This is a genomic window from Azospirillum tabaci, assembly GCF_014596085.1.
Taxonomy (GTDB): Bacteria; Pseudomonadota; Alphaproteobacteria; order Azospirillales; family Azospirillaceae; genus Azospirillum; species Azospirillum tabaci.
In genome coordinates, this window is sequence record NZ_JACCJY010000003.1 from 128,420 (window position 1) to 148,629 (window position 20,210).

General features: G+C 66.6%; 19 protein-coding genes. 8 read left to right on the plus strand and 11 right to left on the minus strand.

The window, feature by feature from the left end; genetic code table 11:
- The first annotated feature begins 53 nt into the window (after positions 1–53).
- Genes H0B54_RS05690 through H0B54_RS05700 form a run of 3 tightly spaced genes read left to right on the plus strand, consistent with a single transcriptional unit; the run spans position 54 to position 2,591 of the window.
- Positions 54–779, plus strand: coding sequence for a hypothetical protein (locus H0B54_RS05690; RefSeq protein WP_188259571.1), 726 nt, complete (start codon positions 54–56; stop codon positions 777–779).
- A gap of 5 nt (positions 780–784) precedes the next feature.
- Entirely contained in the window at positions 785–1,969 is a 1,185-nt protein-coding gene (locus tag H0B54_RS05695) for a M48 family metallopeptidase (protein ID WP_188259572.1), read from the plus strand.
- Between the two features lie 4 nt (positions 1,970–1,973).
- Positions 1,974–2,591: a hypothetical protein gene (locus tag H0B54_RS05700; protein WP_188259573.1), complete on the plus strand. Its 618-nt coding sequence runs from the start codon at positions 1,974–1,976 to the stop codon at positions 2,589–2,591.
- A 71-nt stretch (positions 2,592–2,662) separates the two neighbouring features.
- Here H0B54_RS05700 and H0B54_RS05705 read toward each other — a convergent pair whose 3' ends face one another.
- The 11 genes from H0B54_RS05705 to H0B54_RS05755 all read right to left on the minus strand — a co-directional run bounded on the left by H0B54_RS05705 (position 2,663) and on the right by H0B54_RS05755 (position 12,034).
- Positions 2,663–3,019 carry a HesB/IscA family protein gene (locus tag H0B54_RS05705; protein ID WP_014197143.1) on the minus strand — a complete coding sequence of 119 codons (357 nt, stop codon included), beginning with the start codon at positions 3,017–3,019 and terminating at the stop codon, positions 2,663–2,665.
- A gap of 17 nt (positions 3,020–3,036) precedes the next feature.
- Positions 3,037–3,444, minus strand: a complete 408-nt coding sequence (locus H0B54_RS05710) for an iron-sulfur cluster assembly protein (RefSeq protein WP_014197142.1) — start codon at positions 3,442–3,444, stop codon at positions 3,037–3,039.
- Between the two features lie 23 nt (positions 3,445–3,467).
- On the minus strand, positions 3,468–3,935 hold the full coding sequence (gene sufU, locus H0B54_RS05715) for a Fe-S cluster assembly sulfur transfer protein SufU (RefSeq protein WP_094302464.1): 468 nt from the start codon (positions 3,933–3,935) through the stop codon (positions 3,468–3,470).
- On the minus strand, positions 3,932–5,194 hold the full coding sequence (locus tag H0B54_RS05720; RefSeq protein WP_188259574.1) for a cysteine desulfurase: 1,263 nt from the start codon (positions 5,192–5,194) through the stop codon (positions 3,932–3,934). The genes sufU and H0B54_RS05720 overlap by 4 nt, the downstream gene beginning before the upstream one ends.
- A 14-nt stretch (positions 5,195–5,208) precedes the next feature.
- On the minus strand, positions 5,209–6,567 hold the full coding sequence (gene sufD / locus H0B54_RS05725; protein WP_188259575.1) for a Fe-S cluster assembly protein SufD: 1,359 nt from the start codon (positions 6,565–6,567) through the stop codon (positions 5,209–5,211).
- A gap of 2 nt (positions 6,568–6,569) precedes the next feature.
- Positions 6,570–7,322: a Fe-S cluster assembly ATPase SufC gene (sufC, locus tag H0B54_RS05730; RefSeq protein WP_040134065.1), complete on the minus strand. Its 753-nt coding sequence runs from the start codon at positions 7,320–7,322 to the stop codon at positions 6,570–6,572.
- Between the two features lie 32 nt (positions 7,323–7,354).
- Positions 7,355–8,842 carry a Fe-S cluster assembly protein SufB gene (gene sufB / locus H0B54_RS05735; RefSeq protein WP_137141032.1) on the minus strand — a complete coding sequence of 496 codons (1,488 nt, stop codon included), beginning with the start codon at positions 8,840–8,842 and terminating at the stop codon, positions 7,355–7,357.
- Between the two features lie 49 nt (positions 8,843–8,891).
- Positions 8,892–9,374 carry an SUF system Fe-S cluster assembly regulator gene (locus H0B54_RS05740; protein WP_188259576.1) on the minus strand — a complete coding sequence of 161 codons (483 nt, stop codon included), beginning with the start codon at positions 9,372–9,374 and terminating at the stop codon, positions 8,892–8,894.
- Between the two features lie 286 nt (positions 9,375–9,660).
- On the minus strand, positions 9,661–10,602 hold the full coding sequence (locus tag H0B54_RS05745) for a hypothetical protein (RefSeq protein WP_246472349.1): 942 nt from the start codon (positions 10,600–10,602) through the stop codon (positions 9,661–9,663).
- 11 nt (positions 10,603–10,613) lie between these two features.
- Positions 10,614–11,030, minus strand: coding sequence for a phage holin family protein (locus tag H0B54_RS05750; protein ID WP_188259578.1), 417 nt, complete (start codon positions 11,028–11,030; stop codon positions 10,614–10,616).
- Positions 11,027–12,034 (minus strand): hypothetical protein, encoded by a 1,008-nt coding sequence (locus H0B54_RS05755; protein ID WP_188259579.1) that lies wholly within the window; start codon positions 12,032–12,034, stop codon positions 11,027–11,029. Before H0B54_RS05755 ends, H0B54_RS05750 begins: the two co-directional genes overlap by 4 nt.
- Positions 12,035–12,295: 261 nt before the next feature.
- On the opposite strand from H0B54_RS05755, the gene H0B54_RS29655 reads away from it, so the two are divergent.
- From H0B54_RS29655 to H0B54_RS05780, 5 genes are all read left to right on the plus strand, one after another.
- Entirely contained in the window at positions 12,296–13,732 is a 1,437-nt protein-coding gene (locus tag H0B54_RS29655) for a MerR family transcriptional regulator (RefSeq protein WP_246472350.1), read from the plus strand.
- 798 nt (positions 13,733–14,530) lie between these two features.
- Positions 14,531–15,070, plus strand: coding sequence for a hypothetical protein (locus tag H0B54_RS05765; RefSeq protein WP_094302616.1), 540 nt, complete (start codon positions 14,531–14,533; stop codon positions 15,068–15,070).
- Complete coding sequence (locus H0B54_RS05770; protein WP_172428359.1) at positions 15,063–15,863, plus strand: response regulator transcription factor; 801 nt, start codon at positions 15,063–15,065, stop codon at positions 15,861–15,863. Before H0B54_RS05765 ends, H0B54_RS05770 begins: the two co-directional genes overlap by 8 nt.
- On the plus strand, positions 15,844–17,475 hold the full coding sequence (locus H0B54_RS05775) for a sensor histidine kinase (protein WP_094302473.1): 1,632 nt from the start codon (positions 15,844–15,846) through the stop codon (positions 17,473–17,475). The genes H0B54_RS05770 and H0B54_RS05775 overlap by 20 nt, the downstream gene beginning before the upstream one ends.
- A 145-nt stretch (positions 17,476–17,620) precedes the next feature.
- On the plus strand, positions 17,621–20,206 hold the full coding sequence (locus tag H0B54_RS05780) for a cation:proton antiporter (RefSeq protein WP_188259580.1): 2,586 nt from the start codon (positions 17,621–17,623) through the stop codon (positions 20,204–20,206).
- Positions 20,207–20,210: the final 4 nt, after the last annotated feature.

The window sequence follows — 20,210 nt, forward strand, 5'->3', positions numbered from 1 at the left end:
CTGCAGGAGGTAACCCGATTGATGTGAATATCCCAGTATGATGGAGCTTTGGCGTGTACGGTCGATCGTTTCCCGCGCTTTCCGTGTTCGGTAGAGTTCTCGCTGTTCTTCTGTCGGTGGTTCTGCTGTCCGCCTGCCAATCCAGCGTAAAGCATGTCGAGACGATCAAGCGCCCGGGCAACAGCACCCGGATTGTGCTGATGCCTCTGGATGTTGAGCTCAGCGAGCTGTCGGCCGCCGGAATGAAAGAACCGAAGGCTGAATGGACCGAGGCGGCGCGCCGTCATCTGGCCGTGGCTTTCGACGAGCAACAGGCCGATTTGGGGCTGAGCATCGCCGCTTTCGACGACAGCAAGGCCAATCCGGAAGTCGTGGACACCCTGCATCAGCTGCAGAGGCTGCATGAAAAGGTCGGCACGTCGGCCATGATCCACCACTTCTTCGACGTCAAGAAACTGCCGACCAAGCGCGGCAAGTTCGACTGGACTCTTGGAACCACCGCAAGGACGTTGAAAGAGGCGACCGGTGCCGATTATGCGCTGTTCGTCTGGGTGCGTGACAGTTACGCGAGCGGTGGCCGGGTCGCCTTGATGGTCGCGGCGGCGGTTTTGGGCGTCGGGGTGCAGGGCGGCACACAGGTCGGCTTCGCGTCGCTGGTCGATCTCGAAACCGGTGACATCGTCTGGTTCAACCGGCTGATGCGGGGCGCCGGCGACCTGCGCACGGTGGAACCGGCGCGCGAAACCGCCAAGGTGCTGCTGGCGGACTTCCCGAAGTGACCGCCATGCATCGCCATACAATGCACCGCCGGAGTTTTCTTGCGGGCTGCGGCTGCTGTTCGGCCTTGGCGCTGACCGGTTGTACGACCACCGGGACGGGGGATGGCAACACCGCACCCGGTTACCGGCCGTCCGCCGCGACGGACAAGGGTGGCCTCTGGCAGGTGATGGACCGGACGGAGAGCGAACTGAAGCGGTCCCGCGCCCTGGTGCGCGATGAGGCCGTGAACGCCTATCTGCGCGACATCGTGTGCCGCATGACCGCGGATCACTGCGCCGACATCCGGGTCTATGTCGTGCGCACGCCGGTGTTCAACGCATCGATGGCGCCGAACGGGATGATGCAGGTCTATTCCGGCCTTCTTCTGCGCACCCGCAACGAGGCGCAGCTGGCCGCCATTCTGGGTCACGAAATCGGGCATTACCTGCGGAAGCATTCGTTGCAGAAATGGCGCGACGCGCGGGCCAAGGCGGATTTCGGGGCGTTCCTGAGCCTCGGTCTGGCCCTGGCCGGCATTCCCGCGGTGGGAAGCCTGACCCAGATGGCTTTGCTCGCCAGCATATTCTCCTACTCCCGCGACCAGGAGCGGGAGGCCGACGACATCGGCATCCAGCTCATGGCGAAGGCCGGCTACGCGCCGGGAGAAGCCGCCCGCGTCTGGGAACAGCTGGTCGCCGAGAAGAAGGCGATGGCGGAGGAGGCCGAGCGCAACGTCTTCTTCGCGTCGCATCCGGAGCCGGAGGAGCGGCAGGCGATCCTGAAAGCGAAGGCGTCCGGCTTGGCTCAGCCGGGGCAGACCGAAGGGGCCGAACCTTACCGCAAAACCTTGCGGGGCCTGCGCCGGACGTTGTTCGAGGATGAATTGCGGATGCGTCAGTTCCCGCGGACGCTGGTTCTGCTCGATCAGCTCTGTTCCGACATCCCGCCCGATGCGGACATCATGCATTTCTACGGCGAGGTCCACCGTCTCCGCGCCGAGAACGGGGACTTGGGCCGTGCGCGGGGCTGGTACGAACGGTCCCTCGCCGCCCCGGACGCCCCGCCCGAAGCCTGGCGCGGTTTCGGCCTCGTCCTGCGCCAGCAGGGGGAACGGGGACCGTCGGCGGAAGCCTTCCAGCGTTACTTGTCGCTCGCACCGAGGGCGACGGACCGCGACCTCATTCAAAGCTACATCGCCCTGGAGAGTTGATCCTATGCCGCAGTTTGCAATCCGCACCCTGGCCCACACCATGGCCGTGCTGTGCGCCTTGGTGGCGCTGTCCGGCTGCGTGCACTACGCGCTTGTCCCATCGACGGAAAAGGTGACCGTCCGCAGCGGCATGACCGTCGAACCGGGCATCGAGTGGAACCGGATCACGGCCTTGGGATCGGCGGATACGGGAAACCTGGATTTCTGGACGGTCGATGGCGAACAGTTGGACCTGCTGATCCTCGCCGCGGGGATCGAGGATGGAAAGCCCCTGTTCAACATCACCGGAAGCAATGAAAAGCCGCCGGTCTACCGGGCGGGGATGCCGACCGAAGACCTGAGCAGCCTGTTCGAATCGGCCTTCACCAAGACCTTCAAGGCAAAGGTCTTCACGGTCCGCTCGCTGAAGCCGCAGACGGTGACCGGAGGTGAGGGGATTCGCCTCGATTTCTCCTTCTCAGGAGAGGATGAGCTGGATCGTGATGGTGTGGCGGTCCTGGTTCAGAAGAACGGCAGGCTGTACATGGTCGCCCATCAGGGGGCGCGGTTGCACTACCGCCCGAAATACGCTCCGGAGGTGGACCGCATCATCGCGTCGATGCGCATCATCGACAAAGCCTAACCGACGCATCCCGTTCCGGATGCCCGGCGTTCAACGCCTCTCCCGCTGGAAACGGGAGAGGCGGGTGCCCATCAAACGTGGAAGCTCTCGCCGCAGCCGCAGCGGCCCTTCTCGTTCGGGTTCTTGAAGACGAAGCCGGTCTGGAACTTGTCGTCGACGTAGTCCATCTCGCTGCCGATCAGGAACATGACGGCGGCGGGGTCAATCAGGACGGTGACGCCCTTGTCCTCCACCACCTCATCGAACTTCATCTTTTCCTTGGCGTACTGCACGTCGTAGCTGAGGCCGGAGCAGCCCTTCGCCTTCACGCCGATGCGCAGGCCGATGTAATCGTCGGTCGCCTTGGCCATCAGCATCCGCACGCGCTCCGCGGCGGCGTCGGTGATGGAGAGGGCCTTGGGGAGAGAAGCCGTAGAAGCCGTAGCCATGGGGGATCTTCGCCTCCTTAAAACATGTCCAGTTGGACCCGCGCGACCTCGGACATCATGTCCTGACGCCAGGGCGGTTCCCAAACCAGTTCCACCTTGCATGTGGTGACGTCCTCGACGGACTCAACCGCCTGCTGCACCTGCATCGGCAGTTCGCCGGCCACCGGACACATCGGGCTGGTCAGGGTCATGTCGATCTCGACCTCGTTGTTCGGGCCGATGTCGACGCGGTAGATCAGCCCCAGCTCCCAGATGTCGACGGGAATTTCCGGGTCGTAGCAGCTCTTCAGCGCCGAGATCACCGCCTCGCTCAGCGCGGCGCGCGGGTCGTAGGCGGCCTTGGCCGCAGCCATGTCCGCTTCGGTCTGGTTCATCGGCTTGGCCTCCGCGGCGTCGGCTTCCTTGGAGATCGCGTCATCGGGCATCGCGTTTCACCGTTTCCTGCAACTTACTCGCTGCTCGCCTTGTCCTCGCCTTCGATGGCCGCGTTCATCGCGTGCCAGGCGAGGGTGGCGCATTTCACGCGCACCGGGAACTGACGGACGCCGGACAGCACCATCAGCCGTTCCATGGCGTCCTCGTCCACCGGGCCGTGGTCGCCGTGGTCGTGGTCGTCCTTGGTGCAGAGATCGTGGAAGGTCTCGAACAGGGCCTTGGCCTCCGCCTCGGTCTTGCCCTTGATCACCTCCGTCATCATGGACGCGCTGGCGGTGGAGATGGCGCAGCCGCGGCCCTGGAAGGCCACATCCTCCACCACCCCATCCTTCAGCTTCAGATAGACCATGAAGCGGTCGCCGCACATGGGGTTCTCGCCCTTGGCCTCCCGGTTGGCATCGTCGGGATGCCGGAAGTTCCGGGGGTTCTTGCCGTGGTCCAGGATCACCTCCTGGTACAGCTCGCGCAGTTCGTCCATCATGCTCCGAAGAACTCCTTCACCGCGATCACCGATTCGACCAGAGCGTCGGCTTCCGCCCGCGTGTTGTAAAGGGCGAAGCTGGCCCGCGCCGTGGCGCCGACCCCGAAGCGCTCCATCAGCGGCTCCGCGCAGTGGCGGCCGACGCGGACGGCAACGCCGTACTGGTCCACGATGGTGCCGAGGTCGTGCGGGTGAACGCCCTCCAGCGTGAAGGAGATGATCGGACCCTTGCCCGGCGCGGTGCCGTAGACGCGCAGGCCGTCGATCTGGGAAAGCTGCTGCGTGGAGTACTGGAGCAGATCGTGCTCGTGCGCCGCGATGGCCTCGCGGCCCAGCTTTTCCATGTAATCCAGCGCCACGCCCAGCCCGATCACCTCGGTGATCGCCGGGGTGCCGGCCTCGAAGCGGGCCGGCGGAGCCTTGAAGGTGGTGCCTTCGAAGCTGACGCTCTCGATCATGTCGCCGCCGCCCTGGTAGGGAGGCATCTTCTTCAACAGATCGTACTTGCCGTACAGCACGCCGGTCCCGGTCGGGCCGTACAGCTTGTGGCCGGTCATGATGTAGAAGTCGGCGTCGATGTCCTGCACGTCCACCACACCGTGCACCGCGGCCTGGCTGCCGTCGAACAGCACCGGCACGCCGCGCTCGTGCGCCATGCGGGCGATGATCTTGGCCGGCGTCACCGTGCCCAGCACGTTGGAGCAGTGGGTCATCGCCACCAGCTTCGTGCGGTCGGACAGCAGATCCTCATAGGCGTTCAGGTCCAGCACGCCATGCTCGTCCACCGGGACGACGCGGATGCGGATGCCCTTGTCCATCTGGAGGAGCTGCCACGGCACGATGTTGGCGTGGTGCTCCATGACCGAGACGATGATCTCGTCGCCTTCCGACAGGAAGGTCCGGCCATAGCTGTGGGCGACGAGGTTGACGGCCTCGGTCGCGCTGCGGGTGAAGACAATGTTGCGCTCCGACGGGGCGTTCAGGAAGCGGGCGACCTTGCGGCGGGCCTCCTCGAACTGGTCGGTCGCGGTCTGCGACAGGAAATGGACGCCCCGGTGGATGTTGGAATAGTCCTCCTCCAGGAAGCGGGTCATGGCGTCGATGACCTGCCGCGGCTTCTGCGCGGAGGCGGCGCTGTCCAGATAGACGAGCGGCTTGCCGGGCTTGCCCTTCCGCTCATGCACTGTGCGCGACAGGATCGGGAAGTCGGCCCGCACGCGCTCCACGTCAAAGGTGGGGAGGGTGATCTGGGTGTCCATCTCCGGGTCCCTCCTCAGCGCACGTTCTGCCAGTCGGCGACGTAGCTCTGGAAGGCGTCGCGGACGCTCTCCTCGGCGATCTCCTCCAGCGCTTCGGACAGGAAGGCGCCGATCAGCAGGCCGCGGGCCTCCGCCTTGTCGATGCCGCGGGCGCGCAGGTAGAAGAGCTGGTCGTCGTCCAACTCGCCCACCGTGGCGCCGTGGCTGCACTTCACGTCGTCGGCGTAGATCTCCAACTCCGGCTTCGCGTCGATCTCCGCGGTGTCGGAAAGCAAGAGCGCGCGGTTCTGCTGGTAGCCGTCGGTCTTCTGAGCGTCGGGACGGACGATGATCTTGCCCTGGAAGACGGCGCGGGCCTGATCGTCGATCACGCCCTTGTAGACCTCGCGGCTGGTGCAGCAGGGCTTGGCGTGGTCGATGAAGGTCGTGGTGTCGACATGCTGGCCGCCGCGCACCATGTAGGCGCCGCTGACATGCGTGTCGCCTTCCTCGCCATCCAGGACGCTGTTCACCTCGTTGCGCGACAGCTTGGCGCCGATGGTCAGGATGAAGTTGTCGTACACGCCCTTGCCGGCCACCTTCGCCGCGGTGTGCGACAGGTGGAAGGACTCCGCGTGCTCGCGCTGGACCTTGTAGTGGTGGACCGACGCGCCCTCGCCGACGAAGACCTCGGTCACGCCGTTCGACAAGGTGGTGCAGGAGCCCAAGCCCACGTGATGCTCGACGATCACGGCGTGGGACTCCGCCTCCGCGACGATCAGGCCGCGCGGGTGGAAGGCGGTGGGTTGCGCCTCGGAGCCGACGGACACGAAGACCAGCTCGATGGTCTCGTCCACCGTGACGCCGCGCGGCACATGCAGCACCGGCCCGTCCGCCAGGAAGGCGGTGTTCAGCGCGACCAGCGTCCGATCATCGGGAGCGGCGATGCGGCCCAGATGCTCGGCCACCAGATCGGGCTTGCGCGTCAGGGCGTCGGCGAGGTTCAGAAGCTCGACCCCGGCCGGGAGGCCGGTGGTGGAGGACAGCTCCGCCCGGAAACGCCCGTCCACGAAGACCAGCCGCGGGCCGGTCGCGCCGTCCGCGCGCACGGTCGGCAGCACGTCGAAGCGGACAGCCTCGCCGGTCTCGGCCGCTGGCTGGAAAGTCAGCTTGTCGAGCGCGCGCAGGTTGGTGTAGCGCCAGGACTCGTTCTTGACGGTCGGCAGGCCGAGCGCGGCGAAGCGGGCTTGGCCCTGGCTGCGCAGCTCGTTCAGCCAGGACAGGCCGGCGCCGGGCAGGCCGTCCTTGACCCGGTCGAACTGCTCCAGGAAGGGCTTGGCCGCCGCCGGGTCGTAGCCGCGGGGGGCTGGTGCCGTGAGGGTCGTGCTTGCCATGGTCAGGCCGCCTCGTTCACGCCGAACTCGGCGTAGCCGTTCTTCTCCAGCTCCAGCGCCAGCTCCTTGCCGCCGGAGCGCTGGATCTTGCCGAAGGCCAGCACATGGACATGGTCCGGCACGATGTAGTCGAGCAGGCGCTGGTAGTGGGTGATGACCAGCATCGACCGCTCCGGCGAGCGGAGCGCGTTCACGCCCTCGGCGACGATCTTCAGCGCGTCGATGTCCAGGCCGCTGTCCGTCTCGTCGAGGATGGCGAACTTCGGCTGGAGGACGGCCATCTGGAGCGTCTCGTTGCGCTTCTTCTCGCCGCCCGAGAAGCCGACGTTGACCGCGCGCTTCAGCATCTCGTCGGTCATGTTCAGCGCCTTGGTCTTCTCGCGCACCAGCTTCAGGAACTGCATGGCGTCCAGCTCCGGCTCGCCGCGCTGCTTGCGGATGGCGTTGAGGGCGGACTTCAGGAAGGTGGTGTTGGCAACGCCGGGGATCTCGACCGGGTACTGGAAGGCCAGGAACAGGCCGGCGGCGGCGCGCTCCTCCGGCTCCATCTCCAGAAGGTCCTTGCCGAAGAAGCTCACCGAGCCTTCGGTGATCTCATAGCCGTCGCGGCCGGCCAGCACGTAGCTGAGCGTGCTCTTGCCCGAGCCGTTCGGCCCCATGATGGCGTGCACCTCGCCCGGGTTGATCGTCAGGTCGATGCCCTTGAGGATTTCCTTGCCGTCCACCGTGGCGTGCAGGTTCTTGATCTCGATCATCGTTTCTTCTTCCTTCGCGATACGGTGGGCGGTCAGCCGACGCTGCCTTCGAGGCTGATGCCGACGAGCTTCTGGGCTTCCACGGCGAACTCCATGGGCAGCTCCTTCAGCACTTCCTTGCAGAAGCCGTTGACGATCAGCGACACGGCGTCCTCTTCCGACAGGCCGCGCTGGCGGCAGTAGAACAGCTGGTCCTCGCTGATCTTGGCGGTCGTCGCCTCGTGCTCGACGCGGGCGGTGCGGTTGCGGTTCTCGATGTAGGGCACCGTGTGGGCGCCGCACTGGTCGCCGATCAGCAGGCTGTCGCACTGGGTGTGGTTGCGGGCACCCTCCGCCTTCGGCAGGATCTTCACCAGCCCGCGGTAGGTCTGCTGCGCCCGCCCGGCGGAGATGCCCTTCGACACGATGGTCGAGCGGGTGTTCTTGCCGATGTGGATCATCTTGGTGCCGGTATCGGCCTGCTGGAAGTTGTTGGTGATGGCGACCGAATAGAACTCGCCCACCGAATTGTCGCCCTGCAGGATGCAGCTCGGGTACTTCCAGGTGATGGCGGAACCGGTCTCCACCTGCGTCCAGGAGATCTTGGAGTTGCGGCCGCGGCAGGCCCCGCGCTTGGTCACGAAGTTGTAGATGCCGCCGACGCCGTCCTCGTTGCCCGGATACCAGTTCTGGACCGTCGAGTACTTGATCTGCGCGTCGTCCAGGGCCACCAGCTCGACCACCGCGGCGTGAAGCTGGTTCTCGTCGCGCTTGGGCGCCGTGCAGCCTTCCAGATAGCTGACGTAGCTGCCCTCGTCGGCGATGATCAGCGTCCGCTCGAACTGGCCGGTGTTGGCTTGGTTGATGCGGAAGTAGGTGGACAGCTCCATCGGGCAGCGCACGCCCTTCGGGATGTAGACGAAGCTGCCGTCCGTGAAGACCGCGCAGTTCAGCGTCGCGTAGAAATTGTCGGTGTAGGGCACGACCGAGCCGAGATACTTCTGGACCAGCTCCGGACACTTGTGCACGGCCTCGGAGATGGAGCAGAAGATGATGCCCATCTCCTCCAGCTTGGCCTTGAAGGTGGTCGCGACCGACACGCTGTCGAACACGGCGTCGACGGCGATGGCCGGGCTCTTGCCCTCGGCCCCCTCGACGCCGGCCAGGATCTCCTGCTCGCGCAGCGGGATGCCCAGCTTTTCATAGGTCTTCAGCAGTTCGGGATCGACCTCGTCCAGCGACTTCGGACGGTCCTTCATCTTGGGCGCGGCGTAGTAGTGCGCGTCCTGATAGTCGATCGGCGGGTAGGACAGCTTCGCCCAGTGGCGCGGCTCCTCCATTTCCTGCCAGACGCGGAACGCCTTCAGGCGCCATTCGAGAAGCCATTCCGGCTCCTCCTTCTTGGCGGAGATGAAGCGGACGGTGTCCTCGTTCAGGCCCTTGGGCGCGACATCCGATTCGATGTCCGTCGTGAAGCCGTACTTGTACTTCTGCTCCGTGACGGCGCGGACCTGTTCGACGGTTTCGGTCGTGGCGGCCATGCTTGTCTCTCGTTCCCTGAAAGCGTTGTCCGATGAAGGCGCCGAAACGTCAGACGGCGGCGCGCCGTGCCGGGCTGGGGCCGGCTCCAATCTTGTCGAGCGGGCCGGGTGGGCCATCTGCCCAGCCGGGCGGTCCCATCATGTCGGCCAGCGTCACCTGTTCGAGCGCGCCGCGGATGGCGCTGTTGACCTTCTCCCAGCCGCCGCGCATCGGGCACAGGCGCTGCACGCCGCATTGGCTGTCGCCACCCTCCACGCAGGCGGTGAGCGCGATCGGGCCGTCGAGCGCCGTGATGATCTCGGCGATTGAGATTGCATCGGCGGGGCGGCTGAGCGCATAACCACCCGCGGCGCCGCGGTGAGAGGTCGTGAGGCCCGCCGGGGTCAGCGTCTTCATGAGCTTGGCGACCGTGGGGGAGGGCACGCCCGTGCGCTCCGCCAGATGGGAGACGGTGTGAACCGTGCCCACATGGCGCGCCATTTCGCTCATCACGACGATGGCGTAGTCGGTCAGCTTGCTCAGCCGGATCATGACCACCCCGATACAGGACTAAATTGGTCCAGATTAAGTGGCCATCATAGGACCTTTGTCAAGCGGAACCGGTGCCGGATAACCGGGAAAAACACTCGGGTATAAGGATGGCAGGACTGCGCCCGGCGCACGCTGCGGCGAACTGTCGCGGACGATGACCGGTGGCGGGAAACCATGCGAACCGGTCGGACAAAGAAAAGCCGGCCCCGCGGTTGAGTCCGCGGGGCCGGTGCAGTCAGCGTGGAACCCGAAGGGAGCCGACGGGGAAGCCGTGAGCGAAACCGGATCAGCCCGGCTTGCGCGCCTCTTCCCGAGCCGCGTCGCTGGCCGCGCTCACCGCGTCGCCGACCTCTTCCTTGGCGGCTTCGACCGCCGCGCGGGCGGCGCGGGTGCCGCGGTCCATGGCGTCGAGGGCCATTTCCTTGGCGCGGTGCGTCGCCTCGTCGGCGTAGTCGCCGACCCAGCGGTCCTCATAGCGCGAGGACGGGATGCTGGCGCCCAGCGCGGCTCCCAGGGCGACGCCCATCACGCCGGCCACCACCGGGTGGTCGTCCACCATCTCCCAGAAACGCCCGGTCGCGCTGTGCAGCCGGTCCGACGCCCGGAAGTGGCTGGCGCCGCCATGGTTGCCGCCATTGTTGCCGATGTGGCTTTCCACGCGGCTGCTCATGTCCCGGCGCGTATCGTGCGCCCGGTCGCGGGCGTGGTCGGTCAGACCGCGCACACGATCGCCGGCCTCGTCCACGACGTCGCTCGCCCGTTCGTAGACGTGGCTCGCCGCGTCGCGGACACTGCTGCCGGCGCTGTAGAAGGTGTCGCGGGCGTACTGCGCGGCGCTGCCGGCGCGGTCGCGGACGTTGTGCATCGCCCCGCTGCGCGCGATGCGCCGGTCGTAGCCCGAGGCGGTGAGGGCCAGCCAGCCCAGCCCGATGCCGATCATGGCGAGCGGGATCGGGTTGCTGCGCATGGTTTCGCCGACCGAATGGGACCGCTGGTGGGTCTGGTTGCGGATCGGCTCGTAATAGCGGTCCTGGGCGCGTTCGCCGTAGCCGCCGGTGGTGGTGTTCCGGTTCATGGTCTGCTCCATCAGGTGACGGGGAGCGAGCCGCGCGGTCTTTCGCTTCAGGACCTGGATCGTGTCGCCGATCCGGGCTTGGCGTTCGCGGATCTCCCGTTGCATCGCGTCGTAGTCGCGGGGCGTTCCGCGCCCCTTTTCACCGCCGTTCATCGAGCCGCCGCTCATCGGGCGAGCTGGGAGCGGGCCCAGCGCTTGTCGTCCCGCAACGTCTCGATGGTGCGCTGCGGCTGGAGATTCTCCGGGCTGAGCCGCTTCTTGCCGATCATCGCCAGCACGCCGCCGATGACGAGCACGACGGCCCCGACGATGACCGCGGCCAGCCAGGGCTCGACCACCTTTGACAAGGCCAGCACCGCCGCAGCCAGCAGGACCAGCACGCCCGCGAAGGCGATGAGCCCGCCGGCGGCGACGTAGGCCACACCGCCCGCCGCCTGCCCGGCCTTCTCGGTCAGCTCGGCCTTGGCCAGTTCGATTTCGGTGCGGGCGAGGTTGGTGGTTTCCCGCGCCAGATCGGCGAACAGGCCGGTGATGGGTCGGTCTTGCCGCGGATCGTAGGAACGGTCCTCCGCAGCGCTCATGGCTTGATCCCCTGGATCGGAGTGCCGGAAGCCGGCTTGGTGTCGGAGGCGGCGCCCGGCGTGGTGCCTGCCGTGGTGCCGGGCGTCGTGCCGGGCGTCGTGCCGGCAACCATTTCGGCGGCGTCACGGGTGCGGGCGGCGGTGGTCGCCGCGGTGGCGGTGTTCAGTGGACGCGGGCTTTCCTGGTTCCGGCCGATTCCGCTCCCCGCAGAGAGGCCCACCGCAGAGGTCATGCCGGTCGAGGTCATGCCGGAAGAAGCGATGCTGGACGACAGGCCGGATCTCGGGCGCGGCGCGGTGGCGCTTTCCATGGCCGGGGAGCCGGAAATGCCACTCGCCATGCCCCGGCGGTGGCCGGCCAGATCCCGGTCGGTGCGCAAAGCCTCCTGCCCGGCGCGGTCGGCGCCCCGCAGGCCAAAGTCACGGTAGTCGTGGTGGTCCTGATCGTAACGGCCGCGGTCGCGCCGGCCATAACCGCCAGTCAGATGCGACGACGACGCGCCGCGAAATCGCCGTTCTCCGGAGCTTTTGACGAAACGGGCAAACAGGAAGCCAACAGCGAAGGCGGCACCGACAAACACCTCCGGCTGACGCCGTGCAAAACGTTCCACTTGGCCGACCATGTCGTCCATCGTGGAGTTGCGCAGCATGTCGGCCACCCGCTCCATTCGATCGGCGGCCTGCCCGGCGTAATGGGCGGCGGTGCCGTTGTTCTCTTCGTTCAGCTGCTCCGCAGCCTTGTGCAGCGCGTTGGCGACGCTGCCCAACTGGTCTGCAGCACGGTCCGTCTGCATTTCCAGAAGCGAACGGATGCGGCCCTGGGCGGCTTCGATGGTGTTGCGGCCGGCGTCGGTGGCCTCACCGGCCATGCGGTTGAGATCGTTCGAGGAACCCCGGTTCTGCGAACGGTCGTTGCCCATTCCCATGTTCGCCCCACTGTTCGCCATCGGGTCCGGCGTCTTGCGGTTCGGTTCGCCGGTGCCCAACGTATCGCGGTCTGCCATCTGTTTTCCTCCTCGGGATCGGCTGCGGAAATGTCCCGGCCCGCAGCCTGCGGCAATTCGCCGCGCTCTGCGGCGTCCGTTGTCGGGAATCAAACACCCTCATGGGCATCGGAGTTCCGGCATGTGTATTGCGTTCATGCGGAGCAACGCGGGGTTGCCGGAGCCAACTCGGAGATCGCTGTCGGAATTGGACGGGCGGCGAAAATGTGCTAAACTTATCCGAGAATTCGCGAAGGTTCCAACGAACCGGAGGAGGCGGCCGTGAACGGCATTTTTTCCGCTCTGACCAGCGGCCAGAACAGCCTTTTCCAGCTCCAGAAGTCCAAGAAGGACTGGGAGCGGGCGATGGAGGCCATGGATTACAAGGACGCCACGCAGCGCCTTGCCGACAAGGCCGACCAAGCGAAAATGCCGTTCACCATGACGCCGGAGCAGCAGAAGAACTTCACCGCCGTGGTCAACGCGCTGGAGGAAGCCAAGCGTGTCGGCGGGCCGAAAGCCGTCGCCGCGCAACGGCTGGAGGAGGTCGAGCGCAAGATCGCCGAACTGAAGATGATGATGCGCCACAACCATGGCGACCGGGAAAAGCTGGTGCAGCTGGCGCGGGAGGCGGCGATTCTCGCCAAGCAGGCCGGACGGGCGGCGAAGGAGTATGGCGCCGGCGTGGCCGCCGCGGCGGAGATGGGGCTTCCCGGTGGGGCCGGAGCGCCGTCCATCGGCGGCATCACCATCGAGCGGACGATCACCCGCACCTCCGTCACCGTCGTTCAGACGGAGATCGCCGTGGATGTGACGATGACCATCCGCGGCGACGGGGCGTCGGCGGAAAACGGATCGACCGAAGGGGCGCCGCCGGACGTGTCCGCGGTTCCACCGCCCCCGCCGCTGTCGGTGGACGGCACGGCAGCGGAGGCCACGGCTGCCGGCATGGCTGAGGGCGAGAAAGCGGCGGAAGAGGGGAACGCGCGCTCCGCCGAAGCCGTGGCGGCGGAGGCCGCCGGTCTGGTCAACGCTCCCGGCGTTGTGGCCTCGGATGGCAAGGCGTCTTCAGACGGCAAAGCCGCCACAGGGAGGGCGGACGAAGACAAGAAAAAGGACAAGGCCGAGGGCGCAGAAAAGGACGAAAGCGCGACGGACGGGCCGGGGACCGACCTTGAGCAATTGATGAAGGACATGGCGGCCAGCCTGAACGCCACCCCCAACGCTCCGCCGGGCGACAGGATTCGCAATTACATCCAGCGGATGATGGCCGACAACGACCTGAAGATGTCGCGCTACCGCGAGGCCGACGAGTTCGGGCGCCGGGTGGAGGCTGTCCTCGCCGAGGCGAAGTCGGTGATCACCGAGGCGAAGGCCGCCAACGAGTTGGATCAGGCCGAGGAGCGTCGCAAGGCGCGGCGGGAGTCCTTCAAGGATTACGACAAGGTCGTGGAGGAGGCGCAGGACAACGTCAACGAACTGCGTCAGGCGGCTTTCGGGTCCAGCACGACCCTGAAAGACTTCGTGGAGGCGGTGACCGATACGGACGGGACAGAAGGCGGTTCCGGCGATCCGGACAGCACCGGTGGGGAGGTCACAAACACGCCTTCGGCTGACAGCCTGCCGGCTTTGGGCGGGGTGGCTTTGGACGGGGTGGCTTTGGGAGGGGTGGATCTGGGGATGCCGGCCCTGGCGGGTTCGGTCAATCTGCTCGCTTAAGAATGCCCCCGAGCCGAAACGGAGAACACCCCCTTCGCACGCGTGTGGTGGTCGCTTTGGCGGTATCGCCAACTGGGTAATCCAGCCTATTTCGCAGTCAAAGCGGTCTTGACGAGGGATCCGGACAGGCGCAGGATCGTCCTTGTGAAGGTTGATGCTCGAAAAGCATTGTACGCACATTGCCGACCGGCGATAACGCCGGCCGGAGAGAAGGCTGGAGTTCAAGCGGCAACATCACGTGAGACGCCTGTGCGGCGCTCTCATCTTACCGATACTGTTGCCCGTCCGGCTGACCGGCGGTGGAGCCATACCCGGGTGGCTCCGCCGCCGATTGTTTTTGGGCGCTTTTCCGCCCTTTTCTTTTCCCCTTCCCATCCGCCGGTTCTCTCACCCTGAGGCTCACGGTGCCACGCGCCATGTGCACGGATCCCTTGTGCTTTTCCCGTCCTAGGATAAGCCAAAGGAAAGTAAGGGTATTTGAGGTGACCGGCGCCCTCCCATCTAGCCTCCAAATAGGCAAATTAGTTCGAAATCCGACCTATCGATAGGAGTAGGAACAAAAATTGGCCGCAAATGCGCGCAAAAAGGGGGTATCAAACAGGGGTTTAACGCCACATTAACCAGACTGGACTGACCTTGATCTCACGGAGGCGGCAAGTGCAGGCATGGGGCCAGCAACACCGCCCGCGAATTCAACCACGATGCTTGAAAGGCCCGACGATGACGATGACGGGTACCATATGCGAAGTGGCTGGAACCAACGCCGGAGTGGGGTGCCGGCGGCGGAAGGCGGGCCTTGTGCTGGCGGTTCTTCTGCTGGCCGGGTGCCCCGGCACCACGGTTCCTCTCGAAACACAGACCGCCGGACCGACCGCCATGGCCGTTCCGGTGCCGAAGACGAAGCCTGCTCCCCCGCGCGTCAAGACCGCGGGCAAGGATCAGGCGGCCACGCCGGCGGTGAACGGTCCGGGGACCGGTCCCGCCGCCGAGGTCATCGCCATGGCTGGGACAGAGGTGGCGGGGCTGCCCCCCGTACCGTTCGGCGGCGCCAGCCCGCCCGCCACCCTGTCCCCCGAAACGCTCGTCGGCCTGGACCAGGTCCAGACCCGGCGTCTCCTGGGCACCCCTGCCGCAACGGAAGAGGCGCCACCTGCAAAGGTGTGGCATTACGCTAAGGGCGATTGCTCGCTCAAAGTCTTCTTCTTCATGGACATGACGTCCTCCCAGGACTTCCGTGCCCTTTCCTACGATATGAAGAGCAGCGAAAATGTCCCAGATGTCGATAAACGATGCTTCGCTCAACTCCTTGCCCAAGGCTGGGATGTCCGCAATGACTGAGGCCGCCGTCGCCCGCGTGGCGCTGGTCGACGACGACGACCTGTTCCGCGAATCCCTCAGCCTCAACCTCGCCGACGAGGGGTATGAGGTCATCACTTTCGACCGTGGTGAACCCGCGCTCGATTTCTTCGCCGAGGGCGGTTCGGTGGACATCGTCCTGCTGGACTGGCGCATGCCGAAGATGGACGGCATCGACGTCCTCCGCCAGATGCGCTCCCGTGGGATCGACCTGCCGGTGATCTTCCTCACCGTTCTGTCGGACCAGATTTACGAAGAGGCCGCCCTGGCCGGCGGCGCGCTCGACTTCGTGGAGAAGTCGCGCAGCCTGTCGATCCTGCTGAAGCGCATGCGCCTCATCGTGGACGGCTCCAAGGGCACGCCGGAGGAGGCCGAGGGGCCGAAGGAGTCCGTCTACGCGCTGGGCAATCTCGACCTGCGCCTGGACAACAGCCGTGCCCTGTGGAACGGCAAGCGCATCGACCTGACGCTGACCGAGTTCAACATCGTCAAGCTGATGGCGACCCGTCCGGAAGAGGACGTGTCGTACCGTGAAATTTACGACCTCGTTCATGGCAAGGGTTTCCTGGCCGGCTATGGCCCGTCGGGCTACCGCGCCAACGTCCGCGCCTTCATCAAGCGCATCCGCCAGAAGTTCCGCGTGGTGGACGCCGAGTTCGATTGCATCGAGAACTATCCGGGCTTCGGCTACCGTTGGGGGAATGGCACCGGCGGCGCCGGCCGCACGCGCGACGACGACGCGGATGTGATGGCCGATGGCGCTGCTGCCGATTGAGGCCCGCGGGCCTGACGGGGTGCGGGACGGGGCGGAACTCACCAAGGGAGGCTTCTCCATGGCGGGTTTCCCCGGCGGCCGGTTGCGGTGGCTGTGGCACTCGCTGGCCAGCCGGCTGGCGCTGCTGACCATCGTCTTCCTGGCGGTCCCGGTGCTGATCTACGATCAGTTCCAGCGCGCCGACACCACGACGCAGACCCTGTTGTTGCAGAGTGCGCAGCGGCAGGGCGAGCTGATCGCCCGAGCGCTGGAGCCGGACCTGTCCCGCGCCAACCGCGCGGCCTTGCCGCAACTTGGCCCCATCCTGCGCCGCTTCGCGGACGGGAACACGCGGCTGAAGCTGCTGGTCCGGCCGCGCGCGCTGGCCGGCAACAACCTGATGGGCAGCGACGGATTCTACTACGTCGCCGCCGCCCCATCGGTGCCCACCGACGACCTGGACGCCGAGCGGCACCAGCTCCTCGAACAGGGGGTGCTGGACCGGCTGGGCGCCTCCTGCGCCGGGAACGAGCCGTTGGCGCTGCGCCTGCCGCGCTCCTCCGGCGGCTATGAGATTCTGACCTCGGTCACGCCGATCAACACGGCCTTCGGCTGCTGGGCGCTGGTGACCAGCCACACCGCCGGCGGCTATCTGGACTCCTCCCTGGGCCGGCCCTACTGGAGCACGCCGGTCGTCCAGGCCGCGGCGATGATCTACATCGTCATGGCGGCTTTGGTCATGGTCGTCCTGCTGGGAGTCTGGCGCAACCTGCACCGCTTCGGCGATTTGGCGCGCGACATCGTGTCGGGCGGCATCGGCGAGGGCGGGCAGGGGTCCTTCACCAACCGCAACACCGTGCCGGAGCTGTCCGGGGTGGCCGAAGACTTCGACCGGCTGGTCGACACCCTGCGCGAAAGCGCGCGGTCTCTGCGCCGCGCGGCGGAGGACAACGCCCACGCCTACAAAACGCCCATCGCGGTTATCCGCCAGTCGGTGGAGCCGCTGCGCCGCTCCCTGTCCGCCGAGGACAACCGCAGCCAGCGGGCCCTGACCATGATCGAGAAGTCGGTGGACAAGCTCGACGGTCTGGTCTCCTTCGGGCGGCGCATGGACGAGGCCGCCGCCGACCTTCTGGTCCCGCCGCGCCGTCGGGTGGACCTGTCCGATCTGGTCGAACGCATGGCCGGCGGCTACACCAGCCTGCTCGCCGAACGGCAACTCCACATGCGCTCACGCATCGAATCCGGGGTCGTCGTGCGGGCCAGCGAGGACATCCTGGAGACCGTCATCGAGAATCTGGTGGAGAACGCCGTCAGCTTCTCCCCGCCGGACGGCACCGTCAGCGTGCGGCTGTCGCGCAACGGCGCCTGGGCGGAACTGGTGGTCGAGGACGAGGGACCGGGCGTCGATCCGGCAAACCTGCCGCGCATCTTCGAACGCTACTTCTCCCAGCGCGAGCCGGGACGGGGCATGCCGGAGGACGCGGCGGCCCAGAACCAGGCCGAGGCGACCCATTTCGGCATCGGCCTGTGGATCGTGCGGCGGAACATCGAGGCCTTCGGCGGCAAGGTCCGCGCCGAAAACCGCTCCACCGGCGGCTTCCGCATGACGGTGACCCTGGCGGTGGCGTAAGCCTGTACGTTCCCCTCCGTACCGGTGTGGCCGGACTGTACGTCCGGTCACACGTACGGAACAGCTTTGTCCCTTATCCTGACCTTGCTCCCGCCCCGATCGGGCGATACCGTGCGCCGCGACTCTCCAAGGGCAAGGCAGCCCCATGCACGTCATCGTCATCTACGTCCTCGCGGTATCCGGCCTTCTTGCGCTGGTCAGCCTGCTGCCGCCTCTGGCCGCCCGGCTGCGGGTGCCCTACACGGTTCTGCTGGCCGCCGTGGGCGTCGCCCTGGGGCTGGCGATCCAGACCTTCGCCGGCCAAGGCGGCACCGGCCCCTTCCATGACTTCCTGAATTCCCTGGCCGAGATGGACATCTCGTCCGAGGTGCTGATCTACGTGTTCCTGCCGGTGCTGCTGTTTGAAACGGCTCTGGCGGTGGATGTGCGGCGGCTGTTCGACGATGTGTGGCCGATCTTGCTGATGGCTGTGGTCGCGGTGTTCGTCTGCACCTTCGCCGTCGGCTACGCGCTGACCCTCTTCACCTCGATGGGGCTGGTGGCCTGCCTGCTGCTGGGGGCGATCGTCGCCACCACCGATCCGGCGGCGGTCGTCAGCATCTTCCGCGACCTCGGCGCGCCGCGCCGCCTGACCATGCTGGTCGAGGGCGAAAGCCTGCTGAACGACGCCGCGGCCATCGCGCTGTTCACGCTTCTGCTCGGCATGCTGACCCGCAACGCCCATGGCGGAGCGACGGAAGCGGCGATGGAGTTCCTGCGCGACTTCGCCGGCGGCGTGCTGACCGGCTACGTGTGCGGGCGCCTGGTCTGCATGATCGTCGAGCCGGTGCGCGACCAGCCGATGGCCGAGATCACGCTGACCGTGGCGCTCGCCTATCTCAGCTATGTGCTGGCGGAGCATTACGTCGGCGCGTCAGGGGTCGTGGCCGTGGTCACGGCGGCCCTGGTGGTCGGCTCGGTCGGGCGCACGCGCATTTCTCCGGCCACCTGGGGGGCGCTGGAACATGTCTGGAAGCAGCTCGGCTTCTGGGCGAATTCGCTGATCTTCCTGATGACGGCGCTCCTGGTGCCGCGCCTGCTCGGCGGCATCGGCTGGAGCGACGTCGGGCTGGTGCTGGTCGTGGTCGGAGCGGCCACGGTGTCCCGCGCGCTGGTGCTGTTCGGCCTGCTGCCGCTGCTGTCCGGCGCCGGTCTGGCCCAGCGCGTCAGCCACGCCTACAAGGCGGTGATGCTGTGGGGCGGCCTGCGCGGCGCGGTGTCGCTGACGCTGGCGCTGGCCGTCACCGAGAACGGGCGCGTTCCCGACCGGGTGCAGGGCTTCGTCGCCGTGCTGGTCACCGGCTTCGTCTTCTACACGCTGTTCATCAACGGCACGACGCTGCGCGCCGTTATCAACCTGCTGGGCCTGAACAAGCTGTCGCCGGTCGAGCACGCCATGCGCAACCGCGCGCTCGCCCTGTCGCTGGCCGGCGTGCGCGAGCGGGTCGAGGATCTGGCCCACCGCTACGAGGTCGACGAGCAGGCTGTCGGCTCCACCGTCTCCCAATACACCGACCGGCTCGACGCCATCGTCCGGGAGCGGTCGACCGAAGCGCCGCTGAACAACGAGGACCGCGTGACCATCGGCCTCGTCATCCTGGTGAACCGTGAGGAGGAGCTGTATTACGAGCATTTCCGCGAGGGCATCCTGTCGCGTGGGGTGGCGGAGCTGTTGAACCGCCGCACCGGGCGCCTGCTCGACGCGGTGAAGACCCAAGGCCGCGCCGGTTACCGCGCCTTCGAGGAACCCTTCATCTCCTTCACGCCCTGGATGCGGGTCGCCAGCCTGCTGCACCGGCGCCTGGGCATCCACGCGCCGCTGGCCCGCCGGCTCGCTTTCCGGTTCGAGATTCTTCTGGGCGTGCGCACCGTGCAGCGCGAGCTGCTGGAATTCATCAACGACAAGGTCGGGCAGGTTCTGGGAACCGACGTCGCCTGCGAACTGGAGGGCATCCTGACGGTGCGCCTCGCCATGGTCGAGCAGGCCCTGGCCGCGCTGAAGCTGCAATATCCCGACTATGCGCTGCTCCTGCAGAGTCGCTACGTCAGCCGCGCCGCCCTCCGGCTGGAGGAGGCGGATTACCGGGCGCTCTTCGCCGAATCGATCATCAGCCAGGAGATCCTGAGCGACCTCCAGCGTGATCTGGACGACCGCCGCCGTGCGCTCGACGCGCTGCCGAAGCTTGATCTGAGGCTGGATCTGATGGACCTCGTCGGGCGGGTGCCGCTGTTCAAGGGGCTGGAGGGCGACCGCGTGCGCGGCATCGCCACCCTGTTGAAGCCGCGGCTGGTGTTGCCCGGGGAAACCATCGTGCGGCGCGGCGAGCGTGGCGACGCCATGTTCTTCATCGCGTCTGGCGCCGTGGAGGTGCTGGTTCCGGGTCTGGACGAACCTGTCCAACTCGGCACCGGAGACGTGTTCGGCGAGATGGCCCTGCTGACCCGCCAGCGGCGCAATGCCGATGTGCGTGCGATGGGCTATTGCCAACTGCTGGTCCTGGATGTGAGAGACTTCCATCGGCTGGTGAAGAAGGACGCAAGCCTGCGCGCCCATCTCCAGTCGGTGGCCGAAGCGCGGCGCAACCCGCCGCCGAAGCCGGTCGAGACCGTTCAGGAGGTCGCGTCGCCGGTGGCGGACGCGCCTGCGGTGGTCGAGGCCCCCGCCGCCGAGAGCGCACAGGCACGGGGATAGGAGA